This is a genomic window from Thermoactinomyces sp. CICC 10521, assembly GCF_016055135.1.
GTDB lineage: Bacteria > Bacillota > Bacilli > Thermoactinomycetales > Thermoactinomycetaceae > Thermoactinomyces_A > Thermoactinomyces_A daqus.
On the sequence record NZ_JAECVZ010000025.1, the window covers coordinates 1 to 26,456 of the forward strand.

20 protein-coding genes, 1 tRNA gene, 1 other RNA gene and 3 pseudogenes are annotated in these 26,456 nt (G+C 45.5%); 14 read left to right on the forward strand and 11 right to left on the reverse strand.

Going from position 1 to position 26,456, the window contains the following annotated elements:
• Positions 1-128: 128 nt before the first annotated feature.
• Positions 129-884: an LPXTG cell wall anchor domain-containing protein gene (locus tag I8U17_RS14260; RefSeq protein WP_198059639.1), complete on the reverse strand. Its 756-nt coding sequence runs from the start codon at positions 882-884 to the stop codon at positions 129-131.
• A 215-nt stretch (positions 885-1,099) separates the two neighbouring features.
• Here I8U17_RS14260 and I8U17_RS14265 point away from each other — a divergent pair.
• The 3 genes and pseudogenes from I8U17_RS14265 to I8U17_RS14275 all read left to right on the forward strand — a co-directional run.
• A pseudogene (locus tag I8U17_RS14265) lies at positions 1,100-1,231 on the forward strand (class D sortase); the annotation flags it as partial.
• Between the two features lie 299 nt (positions 1,232-1,530).
• Positions 1,531-2,460, forward strand: a complete 930-nt coding sequence (locus tag I8U17_RS14270) for a bifunctional helix-turn-helix transcriptional regulator/GNAT family N-acetyltransferase (protein WP_033099852.1) — start codon at positions 1,531-1,533, stop codon at positions 2,458-2,460.
• Between the two features lie 88 nt (positions 2,461-2,548).
• A complete protein-coding gene (locus I8U17_RS14275) occupies positions 2,549-2,722 on the forward strand; it encodes a hypothetical protein (RefSeq protein WP_198055960.1) in 174 nt (57 codons plus the stop codon).
• Between the two features lie 110 nt (positions 2,723-2,832).
• Here I8U17_RS14275 and I8U17_RS14280 read toward each other — a convergent pair.
• The 5 genes and pseudogenes from I8U17_RS14280 to I8U17_RS14300 form a co-directional block, all read right to left on the reverse strand.
• Positions 2,833-3,099, reverse strand: a pseudogene (locus I8U17_RS14280) (SDR family NAD(P)-dependent oxidoreductase); the annotation flags it as partial.
• The gene (locus I8U17_RS14285; RefSeq protein ID WP_033099853.1) at positions 3,096-3,473 is read right to left on the reverse strand and encodes a MerR family transcriptional regulator; all 378 of its coding nucleotides are present in this window, start codon (positions 3,471-3,473) and stop codon (positions 3,096-3,098) included. The pseudogene I8U17_RS14280 and the gene I8U17_RS14285, both read right to left, overlap by 4 nt.
• 761 nt (positions 3,474-4,234) lie before the next feature.
• Positions 4,235-5,020, reverse strand: a complete 786-nt coding sequence (locus tag I8U17_RS14290) for an amidohydrolase family protein (protein ID WP_033099854.1) — start codon at positions 5,018-5,020, stop codon at positions 4,235-4,237.
• A gap of 128 nt (positions 5,021-5,148) precedes the next feature.
• The gene (locus I8U17_RS14295) at positions 5,149-5,541 is read right to left on the reverse strand and encodes a MerR family transcriptional regulator (RefSeq protein WP_198059640.1); all 393 of its coding nucleotides are present in this window, start codon (positions 5,539-5,541) and stop codon (positions 5,149-5,151) included.
• Between the two features lie 927 nt (positions 5,542-6,468).
• Positions 6,469-6,654, reverse strand: a complete 186-nt coding sequence (locus I8U17_RS14300; RefSeq protein ID WP_033099857.1) for a hypothetical protein — start codon at positions 6,652-6,654, stop codon at positions 6,469-6,471.
• A 1,019-nt stretch (positions 6,655-7,673) separates the two neighbouring features.
• Between I8U17_RS14300 and I8U17_RS14305 the strand changes: the two genes are divergently transcribed.
• The 9 genes from I8U17_RS14305 to I8U17_RS14345 all read left to right on the forward strand — a co-directional run bounded on the left by I8U17_RS14305 (position 7,674) and on the right by I8U17_RS14345 (position 17,068).
• Positions 7,674-8,441 (forward strand): alpha/beta hydrolase, encoded by a 768-nt coding sequence (locus I8U17_RS14305; protein ID WP_033099858.1) that lies wholly within the window; start codon positions 7,674-7,676, stop codon positions 8,439-8,441.
• A 28-nt stretch (positions 8,442-8,469) separates the two neighbouring features.
• Entirely contained in the window at positions 8,470-10,809 is a 2,340-nt protein-coding gene (rnr, locus tag I8U17_RS14310; protein WP_232331120.1) for a ribonuclease R, read from the forward strand.
• 144 nt (positions 10,810-10,953) lie between these two features.
• On the forward strand, positions 10,954-11,421 hold the full coding sequence (smpB, locus tag I8U17_RS14315; RefSeq protein WP_033099859.1) for an SsrA-binding protein SmpB: 468 nt from the start codon (positions 10,954-10,956) through the stop codon (positions 11,419-11,421).
• 97 nt (positions 11,422-11,518) lie between these two features.
• Positions 11,519-11,882, forward strand: a transfer-messenger RNA (tmRNA) gene (gene ssrA / locus I8U17_RS14320).
• A gap of 17 nt (positions 11,883-11,899) precedes the next feature.
• Positions 11,900-11,975: transfer RNA gene (locus I8U17_RS14325), tRNA-Thr, on the forward strand.
• Positions 11,976-12,192: 217 nt separating this feature from the next.
• A complete protein-coding gene (locus I8U17_RS14330; protein ID WP_198059641.1) occupies positions 12,193-12,612 on the forward strand; it encodes a hypothetical protein in 420 nt (139 codons plus the stop codon).
• A 15-nt stretch (positions 12,613-12,627) separates the two neighbouring features.
• On the forward strand, positions 12,628-13,599 hold the full coding sequence (locus I8U17_RS14335) for a hypothetical protein (RefSeq protein WP_198059642.1): 972 nt from the start codon (positions 12,628-12,630) through the stop codon (positions 13,597-13,599).
• Positions 13,568-14,305: a hypothetical protein gene (locus I8U17_RS14340; protein WP_198059643.1), complete on the forward strand. Its 738-nt coding sequence runs from the start codon at positions 13,568-13,570 to the stop codon at positions 14,303-14,305. The genes I8U17_RS14335 and I8U17_RS14340 overlap by 32 nt, the downstream gene beginning before the upstream one ends.
• A 480-nt stretch (positions 14,306-14,785) precedes the next feature.
• Positions 14,786-17,068 (forward strand): nitric-oxide reductase large subunit, encoded by a 2,283-nt coding sequence (locus I8U17_RS14345; protein WP_033099860.1) that lies wholly within the window; start codon positions 14,786-14,788, stop codon positions 17,066-17,068.
• 464 nt (positions 17,069-17,532) lie between these two features.
• Here the strand turns inward: I8U17_RS14345 and I8U17_RS14350 are convergent, their stop codons facing one another.
• From I8U17_RS14350 to I8U17_RS18990, 4 genes and pseudogenes are all read right to left on the reverse strand, one after another.
• The gene (locus tag I8U17_RS14350) at positions 17,533-18,777 is read right to left on the reverse strand and encodes an MFS transporter (protein WP_198059644.1); all 1,245 of its coding nucleotides are present in this window, start codon (positions 18,775-18,777) and stop codon (positions 17,533-17,535) included.
• Positions 18,778-18,949: 172 nt separating this feature from the next.
• Complete coding sequence (gene purU / locus I8U17_RS14355; RefSeq protein ID WP_033099862.1) at positions 18,950-19,837, reverse strand: formyltetrahydrofolate deformylase; 888 nt, start codon at positions 19,835-19,837, stop codon at positions 18,950-18,952.
• Positions 19,838-19,976: 139 nt separating this feature from the next.
• Positions 19,977-20,495: a suppressor of fused domain protein gene (locus I8U17_RS14360; RefSeq protein ID WP_160173803.1), complete on the reverse strand. Its 519-nt coding sequence runs from the start codon at positions 20,493-20,495 to the stop codon at positions 19,977-19,979.
• A gap of 278 nt (positions 20,496-20,773) precedes the next feature.
• Positions 20,774-20,896, reverse strand: a pseudogene (locus tag I8U17_RS18990) (excalibur calcium-binding domain-containing protein); the annotation flags it as partial.
• Between the two features lie 813 nt (positions 20,897-21,709).
• Here I8U17_RS18990 and I8U17_RS14370 point away from each other — a divergent pair.
• A complete protein-coding gene (locus tag I8U17_RS14370) occupies positions 21,710-24,847 on the forward strand; it encodes a DEAD/DEAH box helicase (RefSeq protein ID WP_198059646.1) in 3,138 nt (1,045 codons plus the stop codon).
• Between the two features lie 16 nt (positions 24,848-24,863).
• Positions 24,864-25,235 carry a hypothetical protein gene (locus tag I8U17_RS14375; RefSeq protein ID WP_033099864.1) on the forward strand — a complete coding sequence of 124 codons (372 nt, stop codon included), beginning with the start codon at positions 24,864-24,866 and terminating at the stop codon, positions 25,233-25,235.
• 59 nt (positions 25,236-25,294) lie between these two features.
• On the opposite strand, the gene dinB is transcribed toward I8U17_RS14375, so the two are convergent.
• Positions 25,295-26,338 (reverse strand): DNA polymerase IV, encoded by a 1,044-nt coding sequence (gene dinB, locus I8U17_RS14380; protein WP_198059647.1) that lies wholly within the window; start codon positions 26,336-26,338, stop codon positions 25,295-25,297.
• Between the last annotated feature and the right edge of the window lie 118 nt (positions 26,339-26,456).

The window sequence follows — 26,456 nt, forward strand, 5'->3', positions numbered from 1 at the left end:
AGGTCACATCAGGTTTACTTTATCTGTATATATCCTAGAAATATACAAAACCCCATTCCTTTTCCGAAGAAAAGGGGGGGGTTTGTCATCAATCTCAGCGTCCCGTCAAAGGACGCTTTTTTTATCAATTAAACGGTTTGACGGCGACGATGAATCAGCATACCCAATCCGGCTGCCAAGAGTGTTGCCCCAAGTCCGATGTTATTGGCATAGGAAGTGGCTGTTTTTGGCAGTTTTCCCCCTTGACCGTTCGAGGGTTGATTTCCGGTGTTGCCGCTGTTTCCGCCGTTATTTCCTCCGTTGTTTCCGTCGTTACTTGGTTGGGTGGTTCCGCCGTAATTTCCCCCGTTGTTTCCGCCATTGCCAGGCTGGGTGGTTCCACCGTTATTTCCGCCATTGTTTCCGTTATCTCCCGGTGCAGTGCCACCGCCGTTATCATCCCCGGGATTGTCATGGCCAGGTTTTCCATCATCCGTTTTCACACAGAAGAGATTTCCTTTTTTGCCTTTCAACATCAGGGCGGTATTTACTTTATCTCCATCCAGCTTTCCGGTAAAGTGAATGTTGAAACAGTATTCCACACTGGGTTTTAATCCTTCAAAATGCGCGTGGAATTGGGCTTTGGTCGATTGATTGAGATGGGCGGGTTTACCAGCTTTGTTCGGACCGACCGGAATGATTTGCCATTCTCCGCTGTCAACGGTGCTCGCACCAAAAATGCTTGTCCAAATATCAATGGTGGAATCGGTTACTTCCACCTTCGGTAACAGGTGGTATTTGGCATCTACTTCAGGTTGATTACCGGAATGCGCAAAGGTGGTCATCGGAAAAGCCAATGCAGCTGTAACTGCCAAGGCTGGTATTACTTTCGTCCATTTTCTCACTTAAAAAACCCCCTGCTATGTAATTTATTTATGTGATATTAAATTTATAAATGAAATAAGGTTTGAAATCTATAACATCGATTCATCGTTCAAGTAAATGACTAAATTTTCAGTACACAAATTCGTAAAGGTTTGCTCATAAAAAAGTCATATAAAACGGTAATTAAAATATATATTTTTTACAGGTTGCTCTATTCGGTTTTCTCGTGGGGAGTCGTACAGTGATTGTACCTTATTCCCGTCCGGTTCTTTCACTTACCACCTGTTATCCTTTCGACTACATAGGCAGTACACCCGATCGCTATATCATTCAGGCGGAACTGATTAATATTAAAAATGAGAACTAAGGTCTAAGAAGAGTATTCGAGATGTTGTCCTGTGGGGCTTTTTTATGGAAGCTGAGGCTCATGTCTCGGTTTTTCAATTACAAATTGGACAATGCTTTTGAAATGATTTCAGTTGCTGGAAGATGGTATGTAAAGCCATCTTCCTGTTTTTATTTTTTTCGGTAAACGATAAATTCCCGTTTCGACCGGATCGCTGAGAAGGATTATTTTCTGACTGCTGCAATTCTGCTTTGTGGACAAAAACTTGACTAAAGCAAATATATAGTTGATAATGGCATTGAAAAGGGGGCGAAACAAAGATGAAAAATCTGGAGGCGAAAATCAGTGCTGTCCGGCATTTCAACCGATTTTTTACCCGGCATATCGGAGTATTGCGCGAGGGATTGTTGCACAGTCCCTTTTCCCTGACCGAAGTTCGTATCCTGTTTGAACTTGCGCATCACGACCATTTGACCGCTTCGGATCTGTCCCGGGAAACTGGGCTGGATCCGGGTTATCTCAGCCGCATCTTGTCCCGGTTTGAGGAAAAAGGGCTGATCGAAAAAGTCCGTTCGGAAATCGATGCCCGGCAGAGGCTGCTTTCCCTGACTTCCGAGGGAAGGCAGGTATTCATGATGCTTGATCGCCGTTCCCGAGAGGAAGTGGCCGAAATGCTTGGCAGCCTCTCTGAAGGGGATCAAGAGCGCCTTCTGGAGGCCATGAAGACGATCGAAGACGTGCTGACCCGGGGCCAGGGTTTCAAGTTCTCCGAACCCTTTTTCCTGCGTTTTCCCGAACCCGGTGACATGGGCTGGGTCGTCCATCGTCACGGTGTTCTTTACGCACGGGAATACGGGTGGAATGAGCGCTTTGAAGCATTGGTCGCACAGATTGTATCCGATTACATGCATCGCCATAATCCGTCCAGGGAGCGCTGTTGGATTGCCGAGATGAACGGGGAGAATGTCGGCTGTGTTTTTGTCATGAAAGACAGCGATACCGTTGCCAGACTTCGGCTTCTTTTGGTCGAACCCAAGGCGCGCGGTTTCGGACTTGGCAACCGCCTCGTCGAAGAATGCATTCGTTTCTCCCGGAGATGCGGCTACAAGAAACTGGTTCTTTGGACGAACGACGTGCTTAAAGAGGCCCGGCATATTTACCGGAAGCACGGCTTCAAACTTGTAAAGGAAGAAAAACACCACAACTTTGGTCCGGATCTGGTGGGGGAGACGTGGGAGTTGTCGCTTTGAAGAGAAACAGATCAAAGAATCAGTCGCCACATCAGAATATTTCTCCTGAAAGGATCTATTTGGAGTCTCTATTTCGGATTCAGTAGGTTTGGACAAGTTCAGATCCATCTGGAATTCGTGGTCTTTCTGTGGTTGGAGACGGGTTCCTGTCCGATACGGATTGCCGCGTACGGGCAGTGTGGAAGATATCGATTCTTTGCGAGAAGCGACCGCCCGCGTGGTCGGGTTGATTGTGTCTGAGGGGCGGAAAGAAGAGCATTAAAATGAACGCAAAGAAGCCGCTTCATCACGAATCAGCTTCTTCTTTTTACGCTCCATCCCCATTACTCAATAGAGTCTTTGTTGGCTTGGTACAGCTGTTCTGTATAGCAGTTGAATCCCGGCATTATTAATCAGCACGTTCACGTCGGGATAGTTTGCTGTCACCCAATCGAACAAGGCCAGACGCTCGCTTTCTTGCTCCAAGTCGCAAACCCGGGTGATTAAGCCGGGGACTTGTTTCCGGGCTTGTTCAAGAACATTTTCCCGCCGGCCGATAACGATGACGGTATTTCCGTTTTGCACGAATTTCTCTGCAAAGGCCAGCCCGATCCCGGAGCCGCCGCCAGTAATCAAGATTGTATTTCCTGTAAGCTTCATAGGTTTTCTCCTCCACGAAGTTGTTTTTGATAACGTTCGATTTTCTCCTCTATCCCCTTCAGGTATTCCTGCATTAATGCTATTTCATCCAGCACGTTTCGCTTATGCTTCAACAGCATGTCGAGCCGTTTCTCTATGGTTGAATTTCCTTCAACAACCCAGTCCATGTACTGCTTAATCTGATTGATGGGCATGTTGGTGTTCTTAAGGCAAGTTATGATTTGCAGCAACGCCAATTGACGTTCCGAAAATAATCTTCTGCCCGCCTCGTCCCGTTCGACAAACGGAAGAAGACCTTTTTTTTCATAAAAGCGCAAGGTGGATTCCGGTATATTGTACATGGCTGCAGCTTCGCCAATGGTATAGTATTTCATAGTGGAGGCCTCCAAATCCAGTATTTCTTGTCGACATGACTATCGTACGACTTAAACCTTGGTTTAAGTCAACAGTGCTTTTTCGCATTTAGCGCTCATTCCACCCGTACTTTCGGGAAAGCCGCGTAAGCGACTTTAACCTCCGCAATGTATTGGGGGCCTATTGTGTAACTCAAACAGTATTTCCAAAAATGGTCGAAAAAAATAGCGGAGGCATCATCAACATCTCCACCCAAGGAGCGCGGTTTCGGACTTGGCAATCGTCCTCGCCGAAGATGCATTCGTTTTCCCCGGACTTCACAGACGATGGCTTCTTGGACCAAAGAATCTCATATCGCATCCCGTCGTAGCTCGCAAATCCATCTTGGCTCACTTGGAGCAATTACGACGGATATGGCTTCCTCGAAGATCACGTAGGATGGTGTTGCGGGCATGTCCTGTTTTTCTTGTAAATCACCAGAATACCCTTGCCAATCGCATTCTCCTTGACAAATGAGATTCCATGGAAAAGTTGGAGGTGGTTGTCTTCATCAAGCAGGAATGAATCCTTTCTAAATCATTGGCCACTATTTTGGTTACTCGCCCTACAGCAGTCTGACATCACCTTTTCGGGGGCCAACCAGATCCTGTTTACCCAGGAACAAATAAAGCTACCCGATTCGGGTAGCATCTTTTATATGGCTTGAAATAGGGGGCTGAGAGGCTCGTAGAGTGCGATTCACAGATTGATCCGACACATTTATATGCCCTGTTTTATTTAGTTATAAGTTTAACAATTTCGCAATATTATCACCTAATACACATTTGCGTGTGTACGGATCATTTGAATGTCGTTCTACTGCCATTCTTACCAACAAGGGATCGCCATAAGGACTATCAGAACTAAACAAAGTACGCTCAGGTAACTCTAACATTGCTAAAGATAATGCAACTGTAGTATAAAAAGCAGAAACATCAAGATACGCATTAGAAATTTCTTTTGTAATTTTGATCGTGTCTAACCAGTTTAGACCGCCTAAATGCCCGAAGATTACGGGAACCTTTGCATACTTCTTTGCCAATTCTGCCAGCTCTTTAATATCGCTTAAACCAAGGGGATGTAATGTATGCACCCAGATGGGAAGATATCCAAACTCGCAAGAGCTTTTAAAAACTGGTTCCAAAGTATTTATCTGCCCAGGAGCAAGCGTAAACTCTCCGAGCCCCTTAAACCCATTACCGATCACTTGTTTTTCGACCCACTCAGCTGTCTTTTCGTCATTTAACCCATTTGGTACAGAACCAAAGCCTAAAAAACGATCGGGATATAGACGAATAGATTGCAGCTGTTCTTCAATTCCTTTTTCCCTTCCTTTGGCATCATTTACATGTCCTCCTAAAATTTTAAACAGTTTTCTCATTTCTTTTTCATACGACTGAAAATCCGTTGCTCGCTCGGGGTGAATTGAAGTATAAAAAAGGATTGTCTTATCTATCCCTGCTTCATTCATTAACTCAATTTGTTTTTCAACTGGTAACATCACATGACTATGGCTGTCGATGATCATCGCTCTTGGCTCCTTTCCTCCGTAAAGACAAAAAAAGTTTTGTACATCACGTCACCAGAAAAAAGTATCAATCAAATATGAATGACACGTTAATCGGGGAATAGACATGAAATGATCGTAATGCAATATTAACTACCGTCATATGATTCATTTCCTTTGTGTTTAGCTGTCTTTTTTTCCAATTTGATCGCATGTACCCGTTCTTCCAAATTTGATTTGATTTCGGATAGAATTTTTATATAATCATCTAATTCTTTTATTTTCATTTCGTACGTAGACAAAACTTCTTGGCAAACAGCTTCATTATTTTCGAGAACACAATTCGAAAAATTGGATATTTGGTCTGTGGTAAAACCTAGACTTAAGTAAAATTGAATCATTTTGACTTGTTTAATAGCTATGGAGTTGTATTCCCGATAACCATTAATCAATCGTGTCGGTGTAATTAGCTTCTTTTTTTCGTAATACCGTAATACACGTGGACTTACTCCTGTTAGTCGAGCGAGTTCACCAATACGCAAAGCAGATTAATAACCTCCTTTCATTCAAGTGTTGTAATGTGATTATAAACCTTGACATTAATGTCAAAGTCAACAAGTATGTGGTTCCAGGGGGCAACTTATCACTGTGACAGACGAGGGTACAAGGCAAGATGGAAACAAGCCGCTAGCCGGAGTAATCATCGTCAAAAACGGAGTGACCGTTGTTCGTGGGTACACGTCTCACTCGGCCTGCTGCGGAAGCGAATGTTCCAGGCTGGTGTTAAAACGAAAGGGGCAACAGTCTATACTGCACGCGGGAACCCATGCTCAGATGGAGTTCGAATGCGGCATGTTGCGAAGCATTAACGGACGCAGGAATGGCCAAAGTTCTTGTTGGTATCGTTGATCTATCCGAAGGTTAGCAGAAAAGGCATCCAGCATTTTCGAGAACATGGCGTTGAGGTTGTCGTTGGCGTGTTTGAGGGAGGAACACAAGAATGGGAAACCCAAATAAAGAAGACGACACGAGGCCGTCTTTTTTCTTTTAACCTGATTGGCTTTGATCGTGCCGGACCGTCATACCCCGGGCCTTTTTTTCACAAAAGGGTTGAAGATTCATCACATGGTACACATGGTTCAGCCGTCACTGACAGCATTAATGAATCCAATAACTTGTCCGGGATTTTTGTCAATTGCCAATAAAACCCGGTAGCTTCAAATGGGTTTCCGATGATGGGTGATTGGGCCAACCAACAAAAAATCCTCCTTTCAACATGTTGACCGTGATTTCGTGAGTGACGATTTATATTACATATGAGAATGTCCTCCTTTAAAGAAGGGCACAATCGTGGCAGAGAGATGGAGCTTAAAGCCTTGGCTTGGAATTGAAATGTCCCAAATCGGATACGAATGGCAATTGGGAATCTCTCACCAAGATGCTTGGGTGGCAGACTTCGGTTTTCACAGTCAGCAATGCTCTGCTAAATCCCCATCCTCATCAATCCGCTTGGTTCCCCCGCCGAATAGCCATCCGTTTTCCTCGACAAACGCAATAAACTTATCCAAAAATTCATCATGGTCAATATCTGTATTTTTATCATTGGCAAAAATACAGCCATCAATATGTATACCAATCTGTTTTTTCTTCCTCATTTCTCTTCCTCCCGTTTTATTTACGGTCTCAGAAATAGGGGCCCTTCTCTTTGTTTACCTCACCAATGATAAAAGGATCCACTGATACAACTCACGGCTCCGTGGGAGACCCGATTCAGCATCCGTCGAAACAATGGAAATCCGGATTTGCACTTCCGCTCTTCCTGAACAAATTAACATGATTCGATTTCAATGAGTCTGTATCTTTGTGAAAGATGGTAGTCGCTCTATTTTTCCCGCTATGAAAAATGTCAATCTACTTTTTGTATAAAATTATCTTTTTACTATAAATTACATACTATACAAAATATTAAATTAATATTAAAATTAAACGTGTATTGCGAATTTTAAATACAATTCAACAGGAGGGAGCTTTGTTGAAACGACTCTTTGCGATCACTTTGGTGGCAGTGATGACGTTTTGGAGTGCCGGCGACGTCGATCGCAGCAGAGGTTGGAACGCAAGCTTGTACCATTAGTAATTCATGGCTTGCCGATCCCGATTGCACCACGAATCGGTCAACTGTTCGTACCATTAATTTTGCAGAGTTAAGAACAGGCTACTATAACGGTCAACAATATGGATGGGGCAGACTCACAACTTCCAGTCCCGGCTATACACTTTACTTTGATGTCAGCTTTGATGGCGGAAAAACCATAGGTACCTATGATTATATATATTCCGGTTCGTCAACCATTACCACTTGGGCATACCCCGCTTCCAGTGATCCTAACCGTCGATTCCGCGTATGTGTCGTTCCTCCGGGTGGAGGGGAGCAATGCAGCTCTTGGTGGTAAACGCATCCTCTTCAAAAATCAACCTCTGCCATTAAACCCCGGTGATCCCGCCGGGGGTTCATCATGACGAGGAGAAATGATTGTTGCGGGGACACTTCACGGATCAGAGGGGGACGTGTCCGCGAAAAAGAAACCGGTCTTCGATGGGACTGTTTTCCTTTCCGATTCTTTGTGCTATCGTGAAAATGGCGGAAAACTTTGCGTCGGATGGAGGATAGCAGATGAAAATCGTACAGCGCACCCCCGATCCTTTTTTTTATTCGGGTGGAAAAGTGGGCATTCTGTTAATACATGGTTTTACCGGCTCTCCTTCCGAACTTCGTCCCATGGGTTACTATTTGAAGGAGCGAGGGTTTACCGTTTATGCTCCTCTCCTCGCCGGGCACGGGGTTGATGGGGAAACAATGGAGAAAACGGGATGGAAGGATTGGTGGCAAAGCGCTTTGGATGCGTATGAGAGAATGCGGGAAGAGGATTTGGACCGGATTTTTGTGGCGGGTCTGTCGATGGGAGGATGTCTTTCACTGATGCTGGCGGCCGAAAAAAAGGTCGATGGTGTGATCTCGATGTGCGCTCCGGTTTGGATTCGCGACCGTCGTGCGCTCTTGGCCAACGTGCTGCAGTATTTTATCCGCTTTACCCGAAAATCGGAAAAACGCGACCCCGAAATCGCCGCCCATGTCGTGCCGATAGATAAAACCCCGGTCAAATGTGTGGGCGAGCTGGTGCGCCTCATTCGGGAAATGCGAAGCAGGCTGCCAAGGGTATCGGCACCGGCACTGGTCGTGCAAGCCGCCAAAGATGAGCTGGTATTGGAAAAAAGCGCGGAATATATTTTTTCGCAAATCGCCTCAAAAGAGAAAAAACTTTCCTGGTATGAAAATTCGACGCACATCATTACCGTTGACAAAGAAAGGAAAGAATTGTTCCAGGAGATTGAGGAATTTATCGGACGCGTTTCCTCATCGGATCCTAAAAAAGAGAGGTGAAAAACTCTGTTACCGGGAGCCGTTCCTGATGACAGATTTGTACATGATCACAGAACATGAGATTCGGCAATTCATGTTGGAAAAAGCATATAAACCACTTACGCTGGAGGAATTGATCGCCTCTTTTCAGATCGGCGAGGAAGATAGGGAAAGTTTTACTGCGTTGCTCGACAAAATGGAAGAGGACGGCGACATCGTCAAAACGAGAGCCAGTCGCTACGGGGTGCCGGAACGCTTTAATCTGGTGCGGGGAACCTTGCAGGGTAGCACCAAAGGATTTGGGTTCGTGATTCCTGATCAGCCTGGCAGGCGCGATATCTACATCCATTTGAACGACATGAACGGAGCGATGGACGGAGACCTCGTCCTCGCGCGGATTCATAAAGGCAAATCGGGCGACCGCCGCCCGGAAGGGGAAATCGTGCGCATCCTCAAGCGGAAGCTCGACAAAATCGTCGGTACCTTTACCCGTTTGTCCTCCCATTTTGGGTTTGTCATTCCGGACAACAAACGCATCGCCACCGATATTTTCATCGCGCCGGAATTTCAGATGAATGCGCGTGACGGGCAAAAAGTCGTGGTCAAACTCCATCAAATCACGGGACGTCACAGTGCCGAAGGGGAGATTATCGAGATCTTGGGTCATAAAAACGACCCCGGCGTCGATATCCTCTCGATTATTCGCAAGCACGGTTTGCCGGAGGCGTTTCCCGAGGCCGTACTGAAAGAAGCCGAGGCGATCCCGGAGACGATCAGTGAAGAAGAAATCAAGGGCAGAAGAGATTTGCGCGAACGCCCGATGGTGACCATTGATGGCGAAGATGCCAAGGACCTCGATGATGCCGTTTCCGTCGAACGTTTGGAAAACGGCAATGTTAGGCTGGGCGTTCATATTGCCGATGTAAGCTACTATGTAAAAGAAGGGTCGGCTCTCGACCGGGAAGCTTATGAGCGCGGATGCAGCGTGTACCTCGTTGACCGCGTGATTCCGATGCTTCCCAAGCGGCTGTCCAACGGAATCTGCTCCCTGAATCCGCAGGTAGACCGTCTGACCATGACCTGCGATATGGAATTGGACAGCGAAGGAAATGTTGTCAATTACGAGATCTATCCAAGTGTGATCCGTACCCGCGAGCGGATGACTTATTCCGACGTGAAAAAAATCGTGGTGGATGAAGACCCAGAACTGATCGCCCGCTACCAACCGCTCGTTGACGATTTCAGGCTGATGGCCGATTTGGCGATGACCCTGCGCCGCAAACGGATGAGGCGGGGGGCGATCGACTTTAACTTTGCCGAAGCCAAAGTGATTGTCGATGAAAAGGGAAAACCGGTGGATGTCGTGAAGCGCCCGCGTACCATCGCTGAACAACTGATCGAAGAGTTCATGCTGGCCGCCAATGAAACGGTCGCCGAGCACTTTTTCAACCTGGGTGTTCCCTTTGTCTACCGCATTCACGAAAATCCGGATGCCGAAAAGCTGAGAGCGTTTTATGAGTTTATCACCAGCTTCGGTTATTCCGTCAAAGGCAAGCCCGATCAGGTCAAACCCCATGCATTGCAAGCGTTGCTGGAAAAAGTGCAGGGGAAACCGGAAGAACATGTGATCAGCACGGTGATGCTCCGTTCAATGAAACAAGCCAAATACTCCGCGGAAAATATCGGCCATTTTGGATTGGCGGCACCGTTTTATTCGCATTTTACCTCCCCGATCCGCCGCTATCCCGATCTGCTGATTCACCGCGTCATCCGGGAAGTGTTGGCTAATGGTTTCCTGACGGCGGAGAGGATTGACCAATTGAATGAGTATCTGCCGGACGCCGCCCAGCAATCGTCCATCCGTGAACGGATTGCTGTCGATGCGGAACGGGAAACGCAGGACCTGAAAATGGCCGAATACATGATGGACAAGATCGGGAAAGAATATGACGGCATCATCAGCAGTGTCACCTCGTTCGGCATCTTTGTCGAATTGCCCAATACGATTGAAGGGCTGGTTCATATCAGCTTCCTGACCGACGATTACTATCATTACGATGAATCCACCTATTCCCTGATCGGCGAGCGTAGCGGACGCCTTCTGCGCATCGGGGATCGCGTCAGGATCAAAGTGAGCGGCGTCAATGTCGATGAGCGCAAAATCGATTTTGAACTTTTGGAGCATTACTCCGACGAACGGGCTCCGCTCAAAAAAGGGAAGAAAAAGAAAGCGAAAAGCAAGGGACGAAAAAGGGCAGCCGAAAGCGAAACGAAAGTGAAAAAAGGAAAAAAGGGAAAAACTTATGCCGTCGACCCATCCGACTTCATCAAACAGCAGAAGCCGGGAAAAAAAGGAAAAAAGAAAAAGAAGAAAAAAAAGAAGAAGTAGTCCCGGCCTTAAGGGGGTTCCCTTGTCTTTTTGATACGGGAACCTCCCTTCAGACCGGATGGTACTGAAAAATCCCATTGATTCGCTTCGACTTTCCTTGGTATAATAGAATCTACTGCGATTTCAGGGTTTGAGGTGGAAACGATGGGAAACAAAGGGACCAAGGTGATTGCCAAGAACAAAAAAGCATACCATGATTACCACATCGAAGAGACCTTTGAAGCGGGAATCGTTCTCACCGGAACTGAAATCAAGTCGATTCGCCAGGGACGCGTCAACTTGAAAGACAGTTACGCGCGGATTGATCAAGGAGAGCTCTTCATCATCGGTATGCATATCAGCCCGTTTGAGCAGGGCAACCGCTTTAATGTCGATCCCACCCGCACCCGCAAGTTGCTTATGCACCGAAAGGAGATTGACAAGCTTCTAGGCCAAACCAAAATTAAGGGACTGACCCTCATCCCGCTCGACATTCACTTGCGCAACGGTTTTGCCAAAGTCCAGCTCGGTCTCGGACGAGGCAAGAAGCTCTATGACAAGCGGGCAACTGAGGCCAAACGCGATGCGGAGCGCATGATCCGCCGCAAGCTGAAGGAGCAAAATTTCCGTTAAAAAAATAAAAAATACCCTTGCATGTTTTTCTACATGATGCTATAATCTAAAACTGTGATCGACATCATCGGTCACTTTGTTCGAAAAGTTGAATCTCGGGGGCGTTCTTGGGATTCGACGGGGATAGTTCGAGCGTCAGTAGCGAGCCGAGGGGCTGCGTTTCTCGTTAAACACGCGGAAGCCAAATGTAACTGGCAAACAAGAAAACTACGCTCTGGCTGCTTAATTAACCAGCCAGGACTCGCTTCTCCATCGCCTGTGTGGAGCTGCCGGGTCTCATAATCCAGCAGGCTAGCTGACCGATCGGCCGCTGATCGGAAGGCGAATTTCAAGCGGCTAGTCTTTAAAAGCGCCTGTCACTGGGCAGTTTTAAAGGCGAATCTTCAATACAGTGACTGCGCTCGGAGAAGCTGGCGTGGCGATGTCTTCGGACAGCGGTTCGACTCCGCTCGCCTCCACCAAAATCCATAAGCAACATGCTGGTGTAGCTCAGTTGGTAGAGCACTTCACTCGTAATGAAGGGGTCGCAGGTTCGAGTCCTGTCTCCAGCACCAAAGAGAAGCCCTTGGGAAACCAAGGGTTTTTTGTATTGAGGAAAAATGGACTGGGCGATTAGGAGTGGATCTTCATTCCCTACAGAAGCAAGGCTTTGTTTAAAAGAATGTATAGTTGAGTAAATCGATGAGAAATTGGAATAATGATGAGAGCGATGGTTTATCTTCTGTTAAGTTTATATTATAATGATAAAAAATAATTATTAGGAGGTATTTTATGTCTGAACAAGAAGACAAAAACGGGGTTAATATTCATATTAATGGTAGTATTCATGGAAGTGCTCTTATAGGTGATTTTACAAATAATAAAGGAAATTTAAATTCCAATAATCAAATATATATCGGTACTAATGGAGAAAATCAATTCAGTAAAGAAGAAGAATTAAAGAAACTGATTAATGAATTTAAAAGGTTGATTGAAATGAATCAAGAAATATTACCAATTGATAAAAAGGATACCATAGAATTAATAGATGTTAACCAACAATTTATTGAAACCGGTCAACCGAAAGAGTCGGTTATCAAATTGTTAATAAGACAATTGGGTGTGTTAAAAGATAAATTATGCGAGGATTTACCATTACTCACTAATATTTCTTCAATTATTCAAATTTTGGGTATGTTTTTGCAAAGGTAAGATAGAGGTGAGTATATGACTGATCGTTATATACATACGAAAGAAATCGAAGAGTATTTGTATTGCCCCAAGAGATGGAAACAAAATAAAAGAGAGTACATTCGTGATGAAAATGAATTTAAAAAGGCAATTCAAAATCGTGAACTTATGAGGGAATATTGCAACCCTACACTACCTCCTGAACCAAATTATGAACGAGTAATTTATCCGAAATTACCCATCGATTTGCCTTCAATAGTCTCCAGGATAGTTGTTTTTTTAATCTCCTTTCTAGTAGTTGGTTTGTTTGCAGGTCCGTTCTCTACGATTATTTTTTCACTTGTATTATCGGTGTTTGGGCCGCGAATTGTTTCGTTTGTTCAAGAATCAGTTTATACTTACCGAAAAAGAAAAGCGGATGATCAAGTTAGAAGTATGAGACTATGGTACGAAAAAGAAATACAACGCGTCTTATGGGAGGCAGAAAAAAATAAGCATAAATTATTGGAGGAGTTTAATAACACGGATGCCATATTGTTAGCGGAAGAATATACGGAGGCAATCGAAAAACAACAAAACGGGGTTCAGGAAATTATTAATCAAGAGTATAAGCTCTTTGATGATGAGTTGGTAATAGAATTATATGAGGATAAAGAAAAAATTTGTTGTGTTTATTTTGATTGCTCTCATGAGGATATCCCACACTATGTGCCTATAGCGCATAAATATCATCTTCTTCGACTTATCGCACAAATGTTAATTGCACAAAATTATTTTCCAGGGTACAAGATACGTGGAAAGATTCAGTATAAAAATCGTAAGCCTAGGATCTTTTCTTTGGAGAAAAAATTTATTTTTGCATTAAATCAGGTCTTAAAAAGTATTAAGCAAAGCTCTGACTGGTATATAGCAAATACATATCGTTGTGTATACTGTCCCTTAAATCAAAAATGCAAATATTTGAGAGAAGAGGCGCGTGAATACATTGAACGAGTTGCATACAAGTAAAAAGGAATTGGAAAATTTAATGAATCGAGTTAACAGTGCCTGTAATTACATAGGTTATTTAAAGGAGAGTTCTTCCTATGTAACCCCTGAGGATTTATATAATTATATTCAAAGAATAGTTGCTTTTGTAAATGAGGATTTGTTAGTAATGGAATTGTTGCAAAGTAAGCAACAGATGCGAGGTGCTTTGTTTGATGTTCAATCAATGGTAGAAACGTGTGTATTGTTCAGCTATAAATTTCATTTTCCATATGAGGATGATGATAAAGTAATTTTTCTGTTTCTCTTATTGAAGTATATAATCGCTGCTTATAAACGTTTCACTACCATATTTGATGCTATTTATGCATATTGTGATAAGGACGTGCTATTAGACCCACGTTATCAAAAACATTCAAAAGTTAAAGATGAAATTATCCGTAAATCCTCAACGCGAAATTTTATACTTGAAGTGATTTTGCCTTTCTTAAGTATTGTGGAATTGTATTTATTGAATTTAAAAATGGCTATAGAGAATAAAAAGCCTGCTGGTATTTCAATAAATGTACATGGAAGTATTGGAAATAATGTTCTGATTGGTGATTTTAGTAATAATCAGGGAGATATTAATAGCGATCTTGTTATTAACCCAGAGCTCGCATTAAGTAAGGATGAACTGGACGATATGGAAAGTATAAATGAGTATGACACAATTACCTATGAGTAATATATGGAATATAAAATAATTAAACTCACATGAATATGTGACGATCCATAATTGATCCCCTGAAAGCCTGCTTCATGAGCCGTCCACAAGGATGGCTTTTTCTATTTAGGAACAAAAGATGCATTGATAGATTATGCTTCGTTTGGAGTTTTTATTTTCTGCGGGCGTAGATGAATTATCCAGACTTATCCTTGTTCCATCATAATATAATAGAAAATTCTGTCATCTACGACTGGTCTTCGCAGTTCATCACGAAAATCATCGGCTTTGGATAAGTGTATGCCCGTTTCCGTTTAATCATCATGTGAAATGTTCTCCTTCTTATCCCTTCTTTTATGACAAACTGTGATTGTGCGATAAGCGGGAGCAAATGCATTTGCCTGATGGAATGAGGCAAATTTTGAATAGTGAGCGATATCGCTGCGAAAAATATTCACGAATATCCAAGTTGTCAACTGCAGGTTGATGGAGGTGTAATTAATGAATCTTACCAGGCTTTGGGTAAGTTTGGCACTTGTATTCATCATTTCATTCGCCATTCTCGGGTATTACGGTGGAGAGATTTATCATACAATGCCTCCTATTCCCAAACGAGTGATGACCAGTGCTGGTAACGTGCTGTTTACTGAAAAAGAGATTAAGGACGGTCAAAACGTTTGGCAGTCTATGGGCGGACAGGAAGTTGGAACAGTCTGGGGGCATGGAGCATATGTGGCGCCGGACTGGACTGCTGACTGGTTGCATCGGGAATCCATGTGGATTCTCAACAGATATGCGTTGAATCAATATGGAAAAGCCTACAACGCGCTGGATGATGAAAAAAGAGCGATGCTCAGGACTAGATTGAAAAAAGAAATGAGAACCAACACTTATCATCCGAACACTGGAGACTTGGTGATCTCCCCCATACGGGCGCAGGCAATTGCAGCCACGAGCAAACATTACACTGCCTTATTTGGCAACGATCCAAAACTGGATCATTTGCGTGACGACTACGCCATACCCCGCGGAACAATCAAAGATCCACAGCGGATGAAAGCCCTTAACGCCTTTTTCTTCTGGGCGGCTTGGGCTTGTGCAACCAATCGTCCGGGCAGCAACATTACTTACACGAATAACTGGCCCCATGAACCTTTAATCGGGAATGTGGCAACCGGATCGATGGTGATCTGGTCTGTGGTCAGCTTTGTTCTGCTGCTGGCCGGCATAGGCGCACTGGCTTGGTATTATGCCAAACAAAAACACGTCGAATTGGAAGAGACCTTTCCTGAAAAGGACCCATTGCTCGCCTTGTCGCCGACTCCTTCGATGAAATCAATAGTCAAGTATTTTTGGTTGGTCGCTGTTTTGATGGTCGTTCAGGTTGGCCTTGGAGCGATCACTGCCCATTATCAGGTGGAAGGAGCGGGTTTCTACGGAATTCCGATTGCAAAATGGATCCCTTACTCCTTAACGCGTACGTGGCACACCCAATTGGCGATTTTTTGGATTGCAACTGCTTGGATTGCAACCGGATTGTTTGTGGCTCCGGCAGTCTCCGGTCGTGAACCAAAATACCAACGTTTTTTTGTAAACTTTCTTTTTGTAAGTTTGTTGATTATTGTTGTCGGTTCAATGGTCGGACAGTGGTTTGCAATACGGCAACGTCTTGGATTGAATACAAACTTCTGGTTTGGACATCAGGGGTATGAATATACGGACCTCGGACGATTCTGGCAATTGTTCCTGGCCGTCGGACTTTTCCTCTGGTTGTTCCTGATGGCACGCGGGATTTGGCCTGCGCTGAGAAAGAAAAAAGACGACAGGCATCTGCTCATTCTGTTTTTGATTGCCTCCACCGCGATTCCTGTGTTTTATGTTCCGGCACTGATGTGGGGACAGCATACTCATTTGGCAATTGCCGAGTACTGGCGTTGGTGGGTGGTGCATCTGTGGGTAGAAGGGTTTTTTGAAGTATTTGCAACTGTGGTGATCGCCTTTCTGTTCACACGTATGGGATTGTTGCGAGTCTCAACGGCCACCGCTTCCGTTCTTTTTTCGACGATTATCTTTTTATTCGGTGGAATCATCGGCACGTTCCACCATTTATATTTCAGCGGAACGCCTATCGGAGTTTTGGCTTTCGGGGCCACTTTCAGTGCACTTGAGGTAGTTCCGTTGGTATTGATTGGTTTTGAGGCATATGAGAATTTGACCCTTTCCCGTGCCCGTCCCTGGGTAGCGGCATACAAGTGGCCGATTTACTACTTTGTGGCCGTTGCTTTTTGGAACCTTGTGGGCGCCGGATTATTCGGATTTTTTATCAATCCTCCGATTGCACTTTACTTTATGCAAGGACTCAACACCACACCCGTGCACGGACATACGGCACTGTTCGGGGTGTACGGCATGTTGGGAATAGGGCTTATGCTGTTTTGTTTGCGGGGATTGACCAAACAACGCGTGTGGAAAACAAAGGCTCTCGCTTTCTCGTTCTGGGCGATCAATATCGGGCTGGCATTGATGGTTCTGCTGAGTCTGATCCCGATCGGCTTGATGCAGACATTGGCAAGCGTGGAACACGGCACGTGGTATGCCCGTTCGGCCGAATTCATGTCACGGGGCATCATTCACAAGTTCGTATGGCTTCGGATAATCGGGGACACCGTATTTACGATTGGTGTGCTGGTACTCGGCTGGTTTATTCTCGGGTTAAAAACCGGGTGGTCTCTTACCGGTGAACAACTGCACTTTGGCAAGAAAAACGAGATTGATGCAAAATAGCCATTTGCACATGTTACAGCCGGTGCATAATTCGCTCTCCCGCATATTCGGTGAAGGTATCCCCAATCCGAAGTGCGAGAGAGCCTTTTCATTCCGGCGGTTGATTTCTTTATCTGTAAAACCGGGGAACGACTGTACATGCAAAAGTTTACATGCACTTACAGCGGTCGTAGCCAAAATCAACAACGATCCATAATTCCCTAAGTGAAATAGTTGGCTCAATACCTTGGAAAAACTAAATAACAAATGCCATTTATACGTTACAAATAGTTGTACTTCCCAAATAATGAAACCTGTGATGAAAGCATGAAAAAGCGTTTTACGGATGGGATAAAAAACAGCGAATATCGCCCCTCTCAACAACGTCATCTGCCACTATATAGATTCCCAACCCATATTACGCAGCCGGCGAGTAGAAAAATGAAAGAAGATTTGCTCCAGTCCATTTTTATTTACCCCATTCATCACACGGTTTCCATCTCTGTACTTTCCTTCTTGTTAACCTGAAAACGACGGACAAAGGGAAACAGAAACACAATAACTGCCGAGATCATTTCCAGCAAACCTGCATACAAAAAGATTGATTGCGGTCCGGTCCATTTCATTGCCCAACCTGCCAAAGCTTGAGAAATAGGCTGAGAACCGGTCATTACCAATATCATCACGCTTAAAACGCGTCCAAACATTTTTCTGGGAATAATTGAATGGTTGACGCTCGGCGCAACCACGTTAACCGCTGTTTCCTGGAAACCGATCAGCATAAAGAGAAAGATCACAAGCCAAAAATGATCCACAAAACTTACCAAAAGTAAAATTACTCCTTGAAAAAAACAGGTGTACAACGTCATAACCGGTCGGGGATTGGTAATCATGATGACGGAAAAGAGCAACGCGCCAATAAAGCCACCAATACCGATCGCCGTAGTCATCCATCCGAACCCTAACACACCAAAACCCAAATTCTTCGCGAGAAAAGGAATGCTAACATTGATTGTACTCACGGCGGCATTGGCAAAAAGCGCAAAAACCGCCATGGTAAAAATAATGGGAGTCGTTATAAAGTATCGAATTCCTTCTACAAAACTAGACCATAGTTTTTCTTTCGGTTCTTTGTCTTTCTCCTGTACCTCCCGAAACCTTGTCCCCATCAACAGAAGCCCGGGTATAATAAAAGCAACTCCGTTTAATGCAATAGCCGAAACACCTCCTGTGAATTTGACAAACCATGCGCCAATGGCGGGACCTATCACAGCGGATATTTGTGTTGCAATGGTCAGAACGCTAAGAGATTGACTGTAGTATTTTTTTTCTACGATCTGAATCCGGCAAGTAATGGCGGCCGGTTCTGAAAGGGCATCCACCATGCCGAAGACAATACCCATTATGTAAAATACCCAAAGGGGGGGAGAACCTTGAAGTCTAATCAGAACGAAGAGAAACATGATTCCCCCTCTGATCCAATCCGACGCGATCAACAAGTTCTTGGCCTTGAATCGGTCGACAATCACACCACTGAACAGGATGAATATCAATTTGGACATACCCAACAAAAAGAGATAGGTACCCACCACCGCGGAAGATCCAGTGGATTCAACGAGCATCCAAGTCAACACGATAGTAAAAATGGCCCCACCGAGTGAGGACACCCAAATGGAACTTAAATAAAACAGAAAATTAATGTTTCTGAATATACTCCAATCAATATTCATTTTATACCCCTCCCTTCATCTGTAGTGATTCGGTAATAACCGCTGAAAAAATTCAGCCAAATTCAACGGAGCTTTCTTCCTGAATTTGCCGATAAAATGCAGACTATCCTTAAGGAGGCAACCTTTTTCCGTTGTCACAAAAAAAGTGAGCCGAAGCCCACTCAATCCGGTGCTAACGAAACACGATGGTTTTGTTTCCGTGCACCAGGACTTGATCATTTAAATGCCATTGCACTGCCCGGGCCAGTACCATTCGTTCCACGTCTCTGCCGATTCGTTTTAAATCTTCAACTTGATGTCGATGGTCAACCCGCTGTACATCCTGTTCGATGATGGGGCCTTGATCCAGTTCCTCCGTGACATAATGAGCGGTGGCTCCGATGATTTTAACTCCCCGGTCATAAGCCTGGTGATACGGCTTCCCTCCTGCAAAAGCGGGGAGGAAAGAGTGATGGATGTTAATGATTTGATTTTGGTAGCGGTCGATGATGTCCGGGGGAATGATCTGCATATAACGGGCGAGAACAATGGTGTCGATTCGCCCTTTTTCCAACAGTTCCAGATGAATGCGGGTGGCATGGTCACGGTTTTCTTTGCTGAACGGGACATGGTAATACGGGATTCCGAACGGTGCGACAATCGCTTCCATGTTCGGGTGATTGCTGATCACCATGGCAATGTCCGCGTATAATTCGCCGATGCTCCAGCGCCAGAGGATTTCGCGCAAACAGTGATCTTCTTTGGAAACGAACACGGCCATTTTTTGTTTTTTGGCGGCAGGGGTGATTCGCCAGTTCATGTCAAACGAATTGGCAATTGGCGAAAATCGTTCGCGCAAGGTTTCGATTTGCCGTGTCAAATTCGGCAACTGGAACTCGACACGCATGAAAAAGAACCCGCCTTCGGGATCAGTGGTGTATTGATGCGAATCGACAATATTGGCCCCTTGTTCATGTAAAAAACGTGATACGGCAGCAATGATGCCGGGGCGGTCGGAACAGGAGATTAAAAGCCTTCCCAGTTTTTCTCTGGATGGATGTGTTTCTGTGACTGCGTGCATGTAACGTGACTCCTTCAAGATTCATTTATGTACCGGAGGGATGAATAATGGCTCAGTAATGTTTTAGGCGGTATTGTACTATATATTTCCTTTTGTGTCGAGAAGATCTTTCATTTCCCTGAAGGAAGCCGGTCGCTTCTCAGACGACGGAATTCCGATCAAGAGAGGACAGATGATGGGAGCCTTGTTCCCGGAATAACTGAGCCAATCTTTTTCTCCCGACGGCACCCTTTTCCAAAATGTATTGCAGTTCTTGTGACGTGAGTATTTTGATGCTTACCAAGCGAATGTCACCGGCCGGTCCCGTTATACTGGTCGGGATTTGCTCAGACTCAAGCCCGAGCAGGATGCCCACGCGCCCTTCCTCATCTCTGAAAGGCTCCGGCACATCGATATGTGAAAACTCCATCGAAAGAGTGCCATACTCCTCCAACAACGCTTTTACGCCCCCATGGTTGGCGAAGTTTTGCGCGACTTCATATACAAGCTGAAATTGCCATGTTTTTTTAAGATCGGCGATATTCTTTCGCAAGGCGGGATCATCCGATTCAAGGTAACACTCCAGCGAAAATCCCTGGTTTGGCTCTTCCATGTCATCAAACGGATCAGACAAACCGTCACTGGCCAAAATCACGGTATCAGGAGTTTCGATTTTCACAAAAGCTTGTCTCAACGCAGGCCATGCGGGACCTCCCAAAAAAGCCGGGTTCACGATATGTGTCAACACATCCGGATCCAACGTTCCGATCTTTTCCCAAAAGTGATATCGGGTTTTAATGGTTTGATCGAACAGATTTGTATTGATGGTGCATTTCCCCCCCTAAAAGAAGCATTGAGTCGAGAGCGGGATCGTATTTAAGATGGCTTTCTGTTGCGAGATCGGTCATGAAAAGGAGACTTCCTGCCATATCAGTGGAAGTCCCTCTTTCTTTTCATCTATTCGCAGGCAATCCCGTCTCCGTCCCGGTCAAGTTTTTTTGCGTATCCGGGCTCTCCTTCATATATTGGTGCGGCCCCTGCTGCACGCGCAGCGGAACAGTTTGGATAATAGACTGAGGAAGAACTTTTCTTCGTTGCAGTCGGGTGATTGTCTGAAGCGGAAGAGCTATGCAGGGAAGTTTGCTGTTTTTTCTCCTCAGATGCTTTTGCTTCGTTTTCCTTTTGGGTTATTTCCGCTTGCAGTTTCTTTTTTTCTTCCTCGCAAGATTTCAGTTTCGCTTCTAGATCCTGCTTATTCTTTTGCAATGCAGAAATTTGTTGTTGCTGTTGTTTTAGTTGTTCATTCGTTTTTTTCAATTGTTGTTTCGTACTCTCCAATTCGGCTTCAATCTGAGCTTTGGCAGGGTCTTGATCTGCTTTTGTCTGTGTGGGGGAAAGTGGCGATCAGGATGAAACAGAGAAACACCAGGGCGACATTCCACAACCGTTTTCCAAGGCTGAATTTTTTGTACGCGATTTTCTTATGCAGGCGTGTTGGATATACGATCCCCACAATTGCAAAAAGCAAAAGCAGACAGAGTAGAAAGATGACCAGGAACATAAGGCAGAGGTGTCCTCCTTCATCTGCAATGAAATTGATACTGAGGAAATCCGTTGTCACCAATGTAGAGGGAGACGATTATTAGGATACATACCTTATTTTAATAATAATAGTCAAAAATAGAATAGCATTATTTTTTACATAAAACAATCTTATTGGAAAAATTACGAATAAAAACGTTAACCCCTGAGGAAAGGGATTTTGTGAAAAATTTTCGGGAAGGGAAATAAAATATTTCGATTTCACTAAATAAATTTTATAATGAGGAAAGATCTATTAAATTACCAGTTACAGTCGATTATACAAAAATATTTTATTAAAGGGGGTAGACCATGGGGAAAGAACAAGATGTCTTGCGTTATTATTTTCGCTGTTTTCGCGACGACGGTTTATCCAGCAAATTGGGGGAAGGGGTGAATCTGAGCTATCAGGAGATGGAAAGGGGGATTGTATCGGAAGAATTCCTCCGGCGTTTGCTCAAATCCGGGAAATTGGAGGAAGGAGAGATTGAATACCATGTTTGTCCGGTTGTGCTGATGCATGAGAAGGATAAGTTTCAGACTGTTGCGCCCCTTTATATACCAGCCTGCATCAAGGATGGACGTTTCTTCCCCATTCCCCATCGCCCGCCCTATATTTCCCGCGAATATCTCTCCCCGTCTTCGGAAGACAAGGTTGCGGTGGGATCGGTGGAAAAGATGGATCGTTATGTGATGAAACATCCTTATATGGCCCAGGATCATTGGGAAGAAGCCTGGCACTATGCCGAAGAGATGTTTCGAGCAGTAACGGGAAGCACAATGCGAACATTCGCGATTAAAGGGTATGCGCGCAGTGAAACGGGCCGGGTAATCCCGCTCCCGGAAAAACCGCAGGGCAGTGCAATTGAGAGTGCGTATCAAGAGCTGCTGTCGCAAGATCGCCTTCCTGTATTGCTGAAGGAATATCTCTCATTGGAAGATCGGGAAAAAGTGCCGTTGTTATCTGCAGAAGCGGGGGCGGACAAACATTTGGGACAGATGAACGGAGTTTTTCCCCTGTCGGATGGGCAACGGGAGTCGTTACACCATTTGTTCTCCATTGAAAACGGAGAGATTTTGGCTGTCAATGGTCCGCCGGGAACGGGAAAGACGACGCTGATCCAGAACGTGGTGGCCTCTTTGTGGGTGGAAGCCGCGCTTCAGGAGAAAGAGCCTCCGATTATCGTGGCCGCTTCGACCAACAATCAGGCGGTTACCAATATTCTCGAGTCGTTTGCCAAAGAGGGGATGTTGTCGGAAAGTCACTCTTCCGAATGGATGGAGAAGATCAAGAAGTTACGCGGAAGGTGGCTTCCGGACGTAAAAAGTTATGGTATTTATTTTCCCAGCTCGGATAAAGCCAAAAAGTTGCAGGAAAAAGGCCATGACTATCAAATCGTAAGGTTCAATGGCGAGAATTTCATGGAGGGCCTGGAGGAGCGGTGGAAATTTCATGAATTGAAAAATAAGTTTATCGAGCGCTATCAGCAATTTGCCAAGCGTTCTGCTCACTCTATCAAAGAAATAAGGGCGCATTTGCATGAGGAGCTGAAGAAAACCCATCAGGCGATTCTGGACGGCATGGAGCTGGCCCGGAAGCTGGAAGACGGACGGAAACAGTTGCACGCGGAATTTGAAGGCTCCTTGGAGACACTTCAGAAACGGGAACAGGAATGGAAAGAGCTGCTGGAAGAGAAAGACCGTTTGCTGGATCAAACTGAAGCGCTAAAACAGGCCTGGAGGGCATTCCGGCGTAAAGAGCCGTTGATCTGGAAGATTCTTTCGCTTTTCACTTCAGTGGAAGAAAAGCGGGAAGGGCGTAATCGGGAATTTATTGCGCAATGGAGGGAAAAGGCACCATTTGTGTTTTCTTCTTTCTCTACTTCGTCGATCGAGCAGTCGATTGTTCATTATCACGACGAAGTGCGAAAAGACTGGGAAGAGACGAGTGCCTGTTTGCAAAAGGCAAAGGCCCTTCTTCATACGTTAAACGAGGGGAAAAAAGAGTTCAATCGGTGGTTGGGGGCGTTTGGCAGAACTGGAACAGACGATTTGCCGGATCTGGGGTCTGTATTGCGTGAGTTGGATCGGACGTTGCGTTATGAAGCTTTTCTGTTGGCGACTCATTATTGGGAAGCAAGATGGCTGGAAGAGGTGGAAGGACTGCCCCGGCTGGAGCAGATAAGGGAAAAACGCCCAACGCCTAAAGAACGCCGAATCGAATTGTACCATCGCTATGCCAAACTGGCGCCCTGTTTTGTCTCAACCTTACATATGTTGCCGCAAATCATGAGCGTGTGGCAAAAAGATCCGCTTGCGTATGAGAAGAATAAGGGGAAAACCGAATACTTGTTTGAAGTGATCGATCTTTTGATCATCGATGAAGCGGGACAAGTGGCTCCGCAAATTGCGGCCCCTTCGTTTGCGTTAGCCAGAAAAGCGCTGGTGGTTGGGGACACTCTCCAAATTGAGCCTGTGGTTTCATTGCCATCCGCCGTTGATGTCGGGAATTTGCTCGGGTTCAAGGTGATGAAGGATCTCTCGCAACTGGAGGACATGGAAGCGAAGGGAATCACTGCTGCAAAGGGAAATGTGATGAAAATCGCCCAACGCCGCAGCAAATATCAGAAGAACGAACTGGCGGGCGGGATGTTTTTGGCCGAACATCGCCGCTGTGTGCCGGAGATCATCGGGTTTTGCAATTCTCTCGCTTATGATAACAACCTGATTGCGGCCCGTCCAAATGAACATAAGTACGATTTCCTGCCGCATATGGGCTATGCCGATATCGAGGGGCAGGCCGAAGCGGACGGCACGAGCAAATTTAACGTCATGGAAGCGGAAGCGATTGCTTCCTGGCTGAAACGGAACAAAGAAAAGATCCTTGATCGGGCCAATCGGAAGGCTGGTTCGAAAAGAGAGCTGGGGGAAATTGTGGGGATTGTGACCCCGTTCCGATACCAGTCGACGTTGATTAAAGCGTTTTTGAGTGAATGCGGAATTGAGGGGATTACGGTTGGAACATTGCATGCCCTGCAGGGAGCAGAAAGGGATATCATCCTTTTTTCGGCGGTGGATACTTCGGCCAAGGGAAAAGCTTTTTATGACCGGAAACCCAATATGCTAAACGTAGCTGTTTCCAGGGCGAAAGACAGCTTTATCGTTTTTGCCAACTGGAAAAAGTTTGGCCGGGTGAATCACCTTCCTTCGGGGATTTTGCGGTCGTTTATTCCGGAAGAAAATAAGGTCTATGAACAAAAAGACGAAAAACCGGTTGAGCAATTGCTGCGTCAGATGGCAAACCGGAACAGCCATCGTTCTGAGAAATGGAATAAAGGGGAACACAAGATTATCCAGCAGATCATTCATATCCATGAAAACCGGGGACAAGTGATTATCAACAAGGATCAAAGCAAAGTGGAAGTGGTCCAAAATCAATCCGGTTCTTGACGGGAGGAAACTTATGATGGGGAAAGACGGAATTCACATTGATCAAAATCATGGACAACTGATTATCAACAAAGGCGGGAAAAACTCGATTGTCCAAAACAATTACCTGCAACACCAGCGAAATGAATGGGACGTGTTAGAGCGGAAACTGCGGCAACTGATTGAAACGCTGGAAAAGACCGATGAGTTAAATGAAGATAAGAAGGTTGAGTATCTGGCAACGTTATATGGTCCGCAAAAAATGGTGGAAGCAGGAAAATGCACGAAAGGCATACTTGAGCATCTCAATCAGAAGCTGAATGAGATGAGCGGGATAATCGCGGCCGGCGGGACCTTGGGAGGAATGATCAGCGCCGTGATGCAAACGGTGGATACGTTATTGAAATAGGACGTTTCAGACCGATCGGATGCAAAAACGATCGGTCTTTTTGCATCCGCCTTATATTTTTAACCTAAAGGCAATGAGAGTTGTTCGTACGTTTCAGCCGATGCCCGTACAAAATTGGAAAAACCGACTCCGACCAAGCGGACGCCGGGGGTGTAGTCAAATGCCACGAGCAGTTCTTCCAGGATTTCCGACCAGTCGGGGGCAGGCTGGGCCGTTGTTTGCTGTTTGGAACGCAGGGTGAAGTCAGCATACTTGATTTTCAGGGTGAGCGTTTGCGGGGTGATGCCGGAACCGTTGAGATCGAGCTGCACTTTCGTCAACAGTTCCCGGGCGATCCGGGCGATGGCCTCCTTGTCGAACAGATCTTCAGGCAGTGTGATCTCCCGGCTGTGAGACTTGCGTGGGCGGTTGGGGGAGATCTCGCGATCATCCTTTCCTCTGGCCCGGTCGTACAAAGCATAGCCAAACCTGCCGAACATCCGGACCACCTCATCCAGGGACAAACGCCAAAAATCGGAGATGGTCGTCACCCCGATGTTTATCAGCCGTTCCTGCGATTTTTTTCCGATGCCGTTAAGGGCGCCGACCGGCAGATCCTTTAATATGGCCAATGCCTGCTCCGGCCGTATGATCACAAATGCATCCGGCTTTTTTAAATCACTGGCAATCTTGGCCATCGACTTGTTGTAGGAAAGGCCGATGCTGCAAGTGAGTCCCGTCTCCGCCTGAATCCGCCGCTTGATTTCACGGGCGACGGGAACCGCGTTTTCATAATGGGAGAGATCGAGGTAAGCTTCATCCAATCCCACTGTTTCAAAACAGTCGCTGTAAGCGGTATAGATGTGACGGACTTCCGCCGATTTTTCTCTGTATCGCTCAAATCTCGCCGGCAAAAAAATGCCGTCCGGGCACCGCTTGCGGGCCATGGCGGTTGGCATGGCTGACCGGATTCCATATGCCCGTGCTTCATAACTGCAGGTGGCCACGACGCCGCGTTTTCCCCTGCCGCCGACAATGACCGGTTTTCCCCGCAACGCCGGGTCATCCAGTTGTTCCACGCTGGCGAAAAACGCATCGAGATCCAGATGTAAAATCTTTTTCATCGTTGGCTCACCTTTCATGCAAACATACATTCTTATCTCTATTATCGGCAGAATCAGTGGGGAATTCAACTAAAATCTCTGTTACAATGTGTATTGATTGGCAAAAATCGATTTTGAT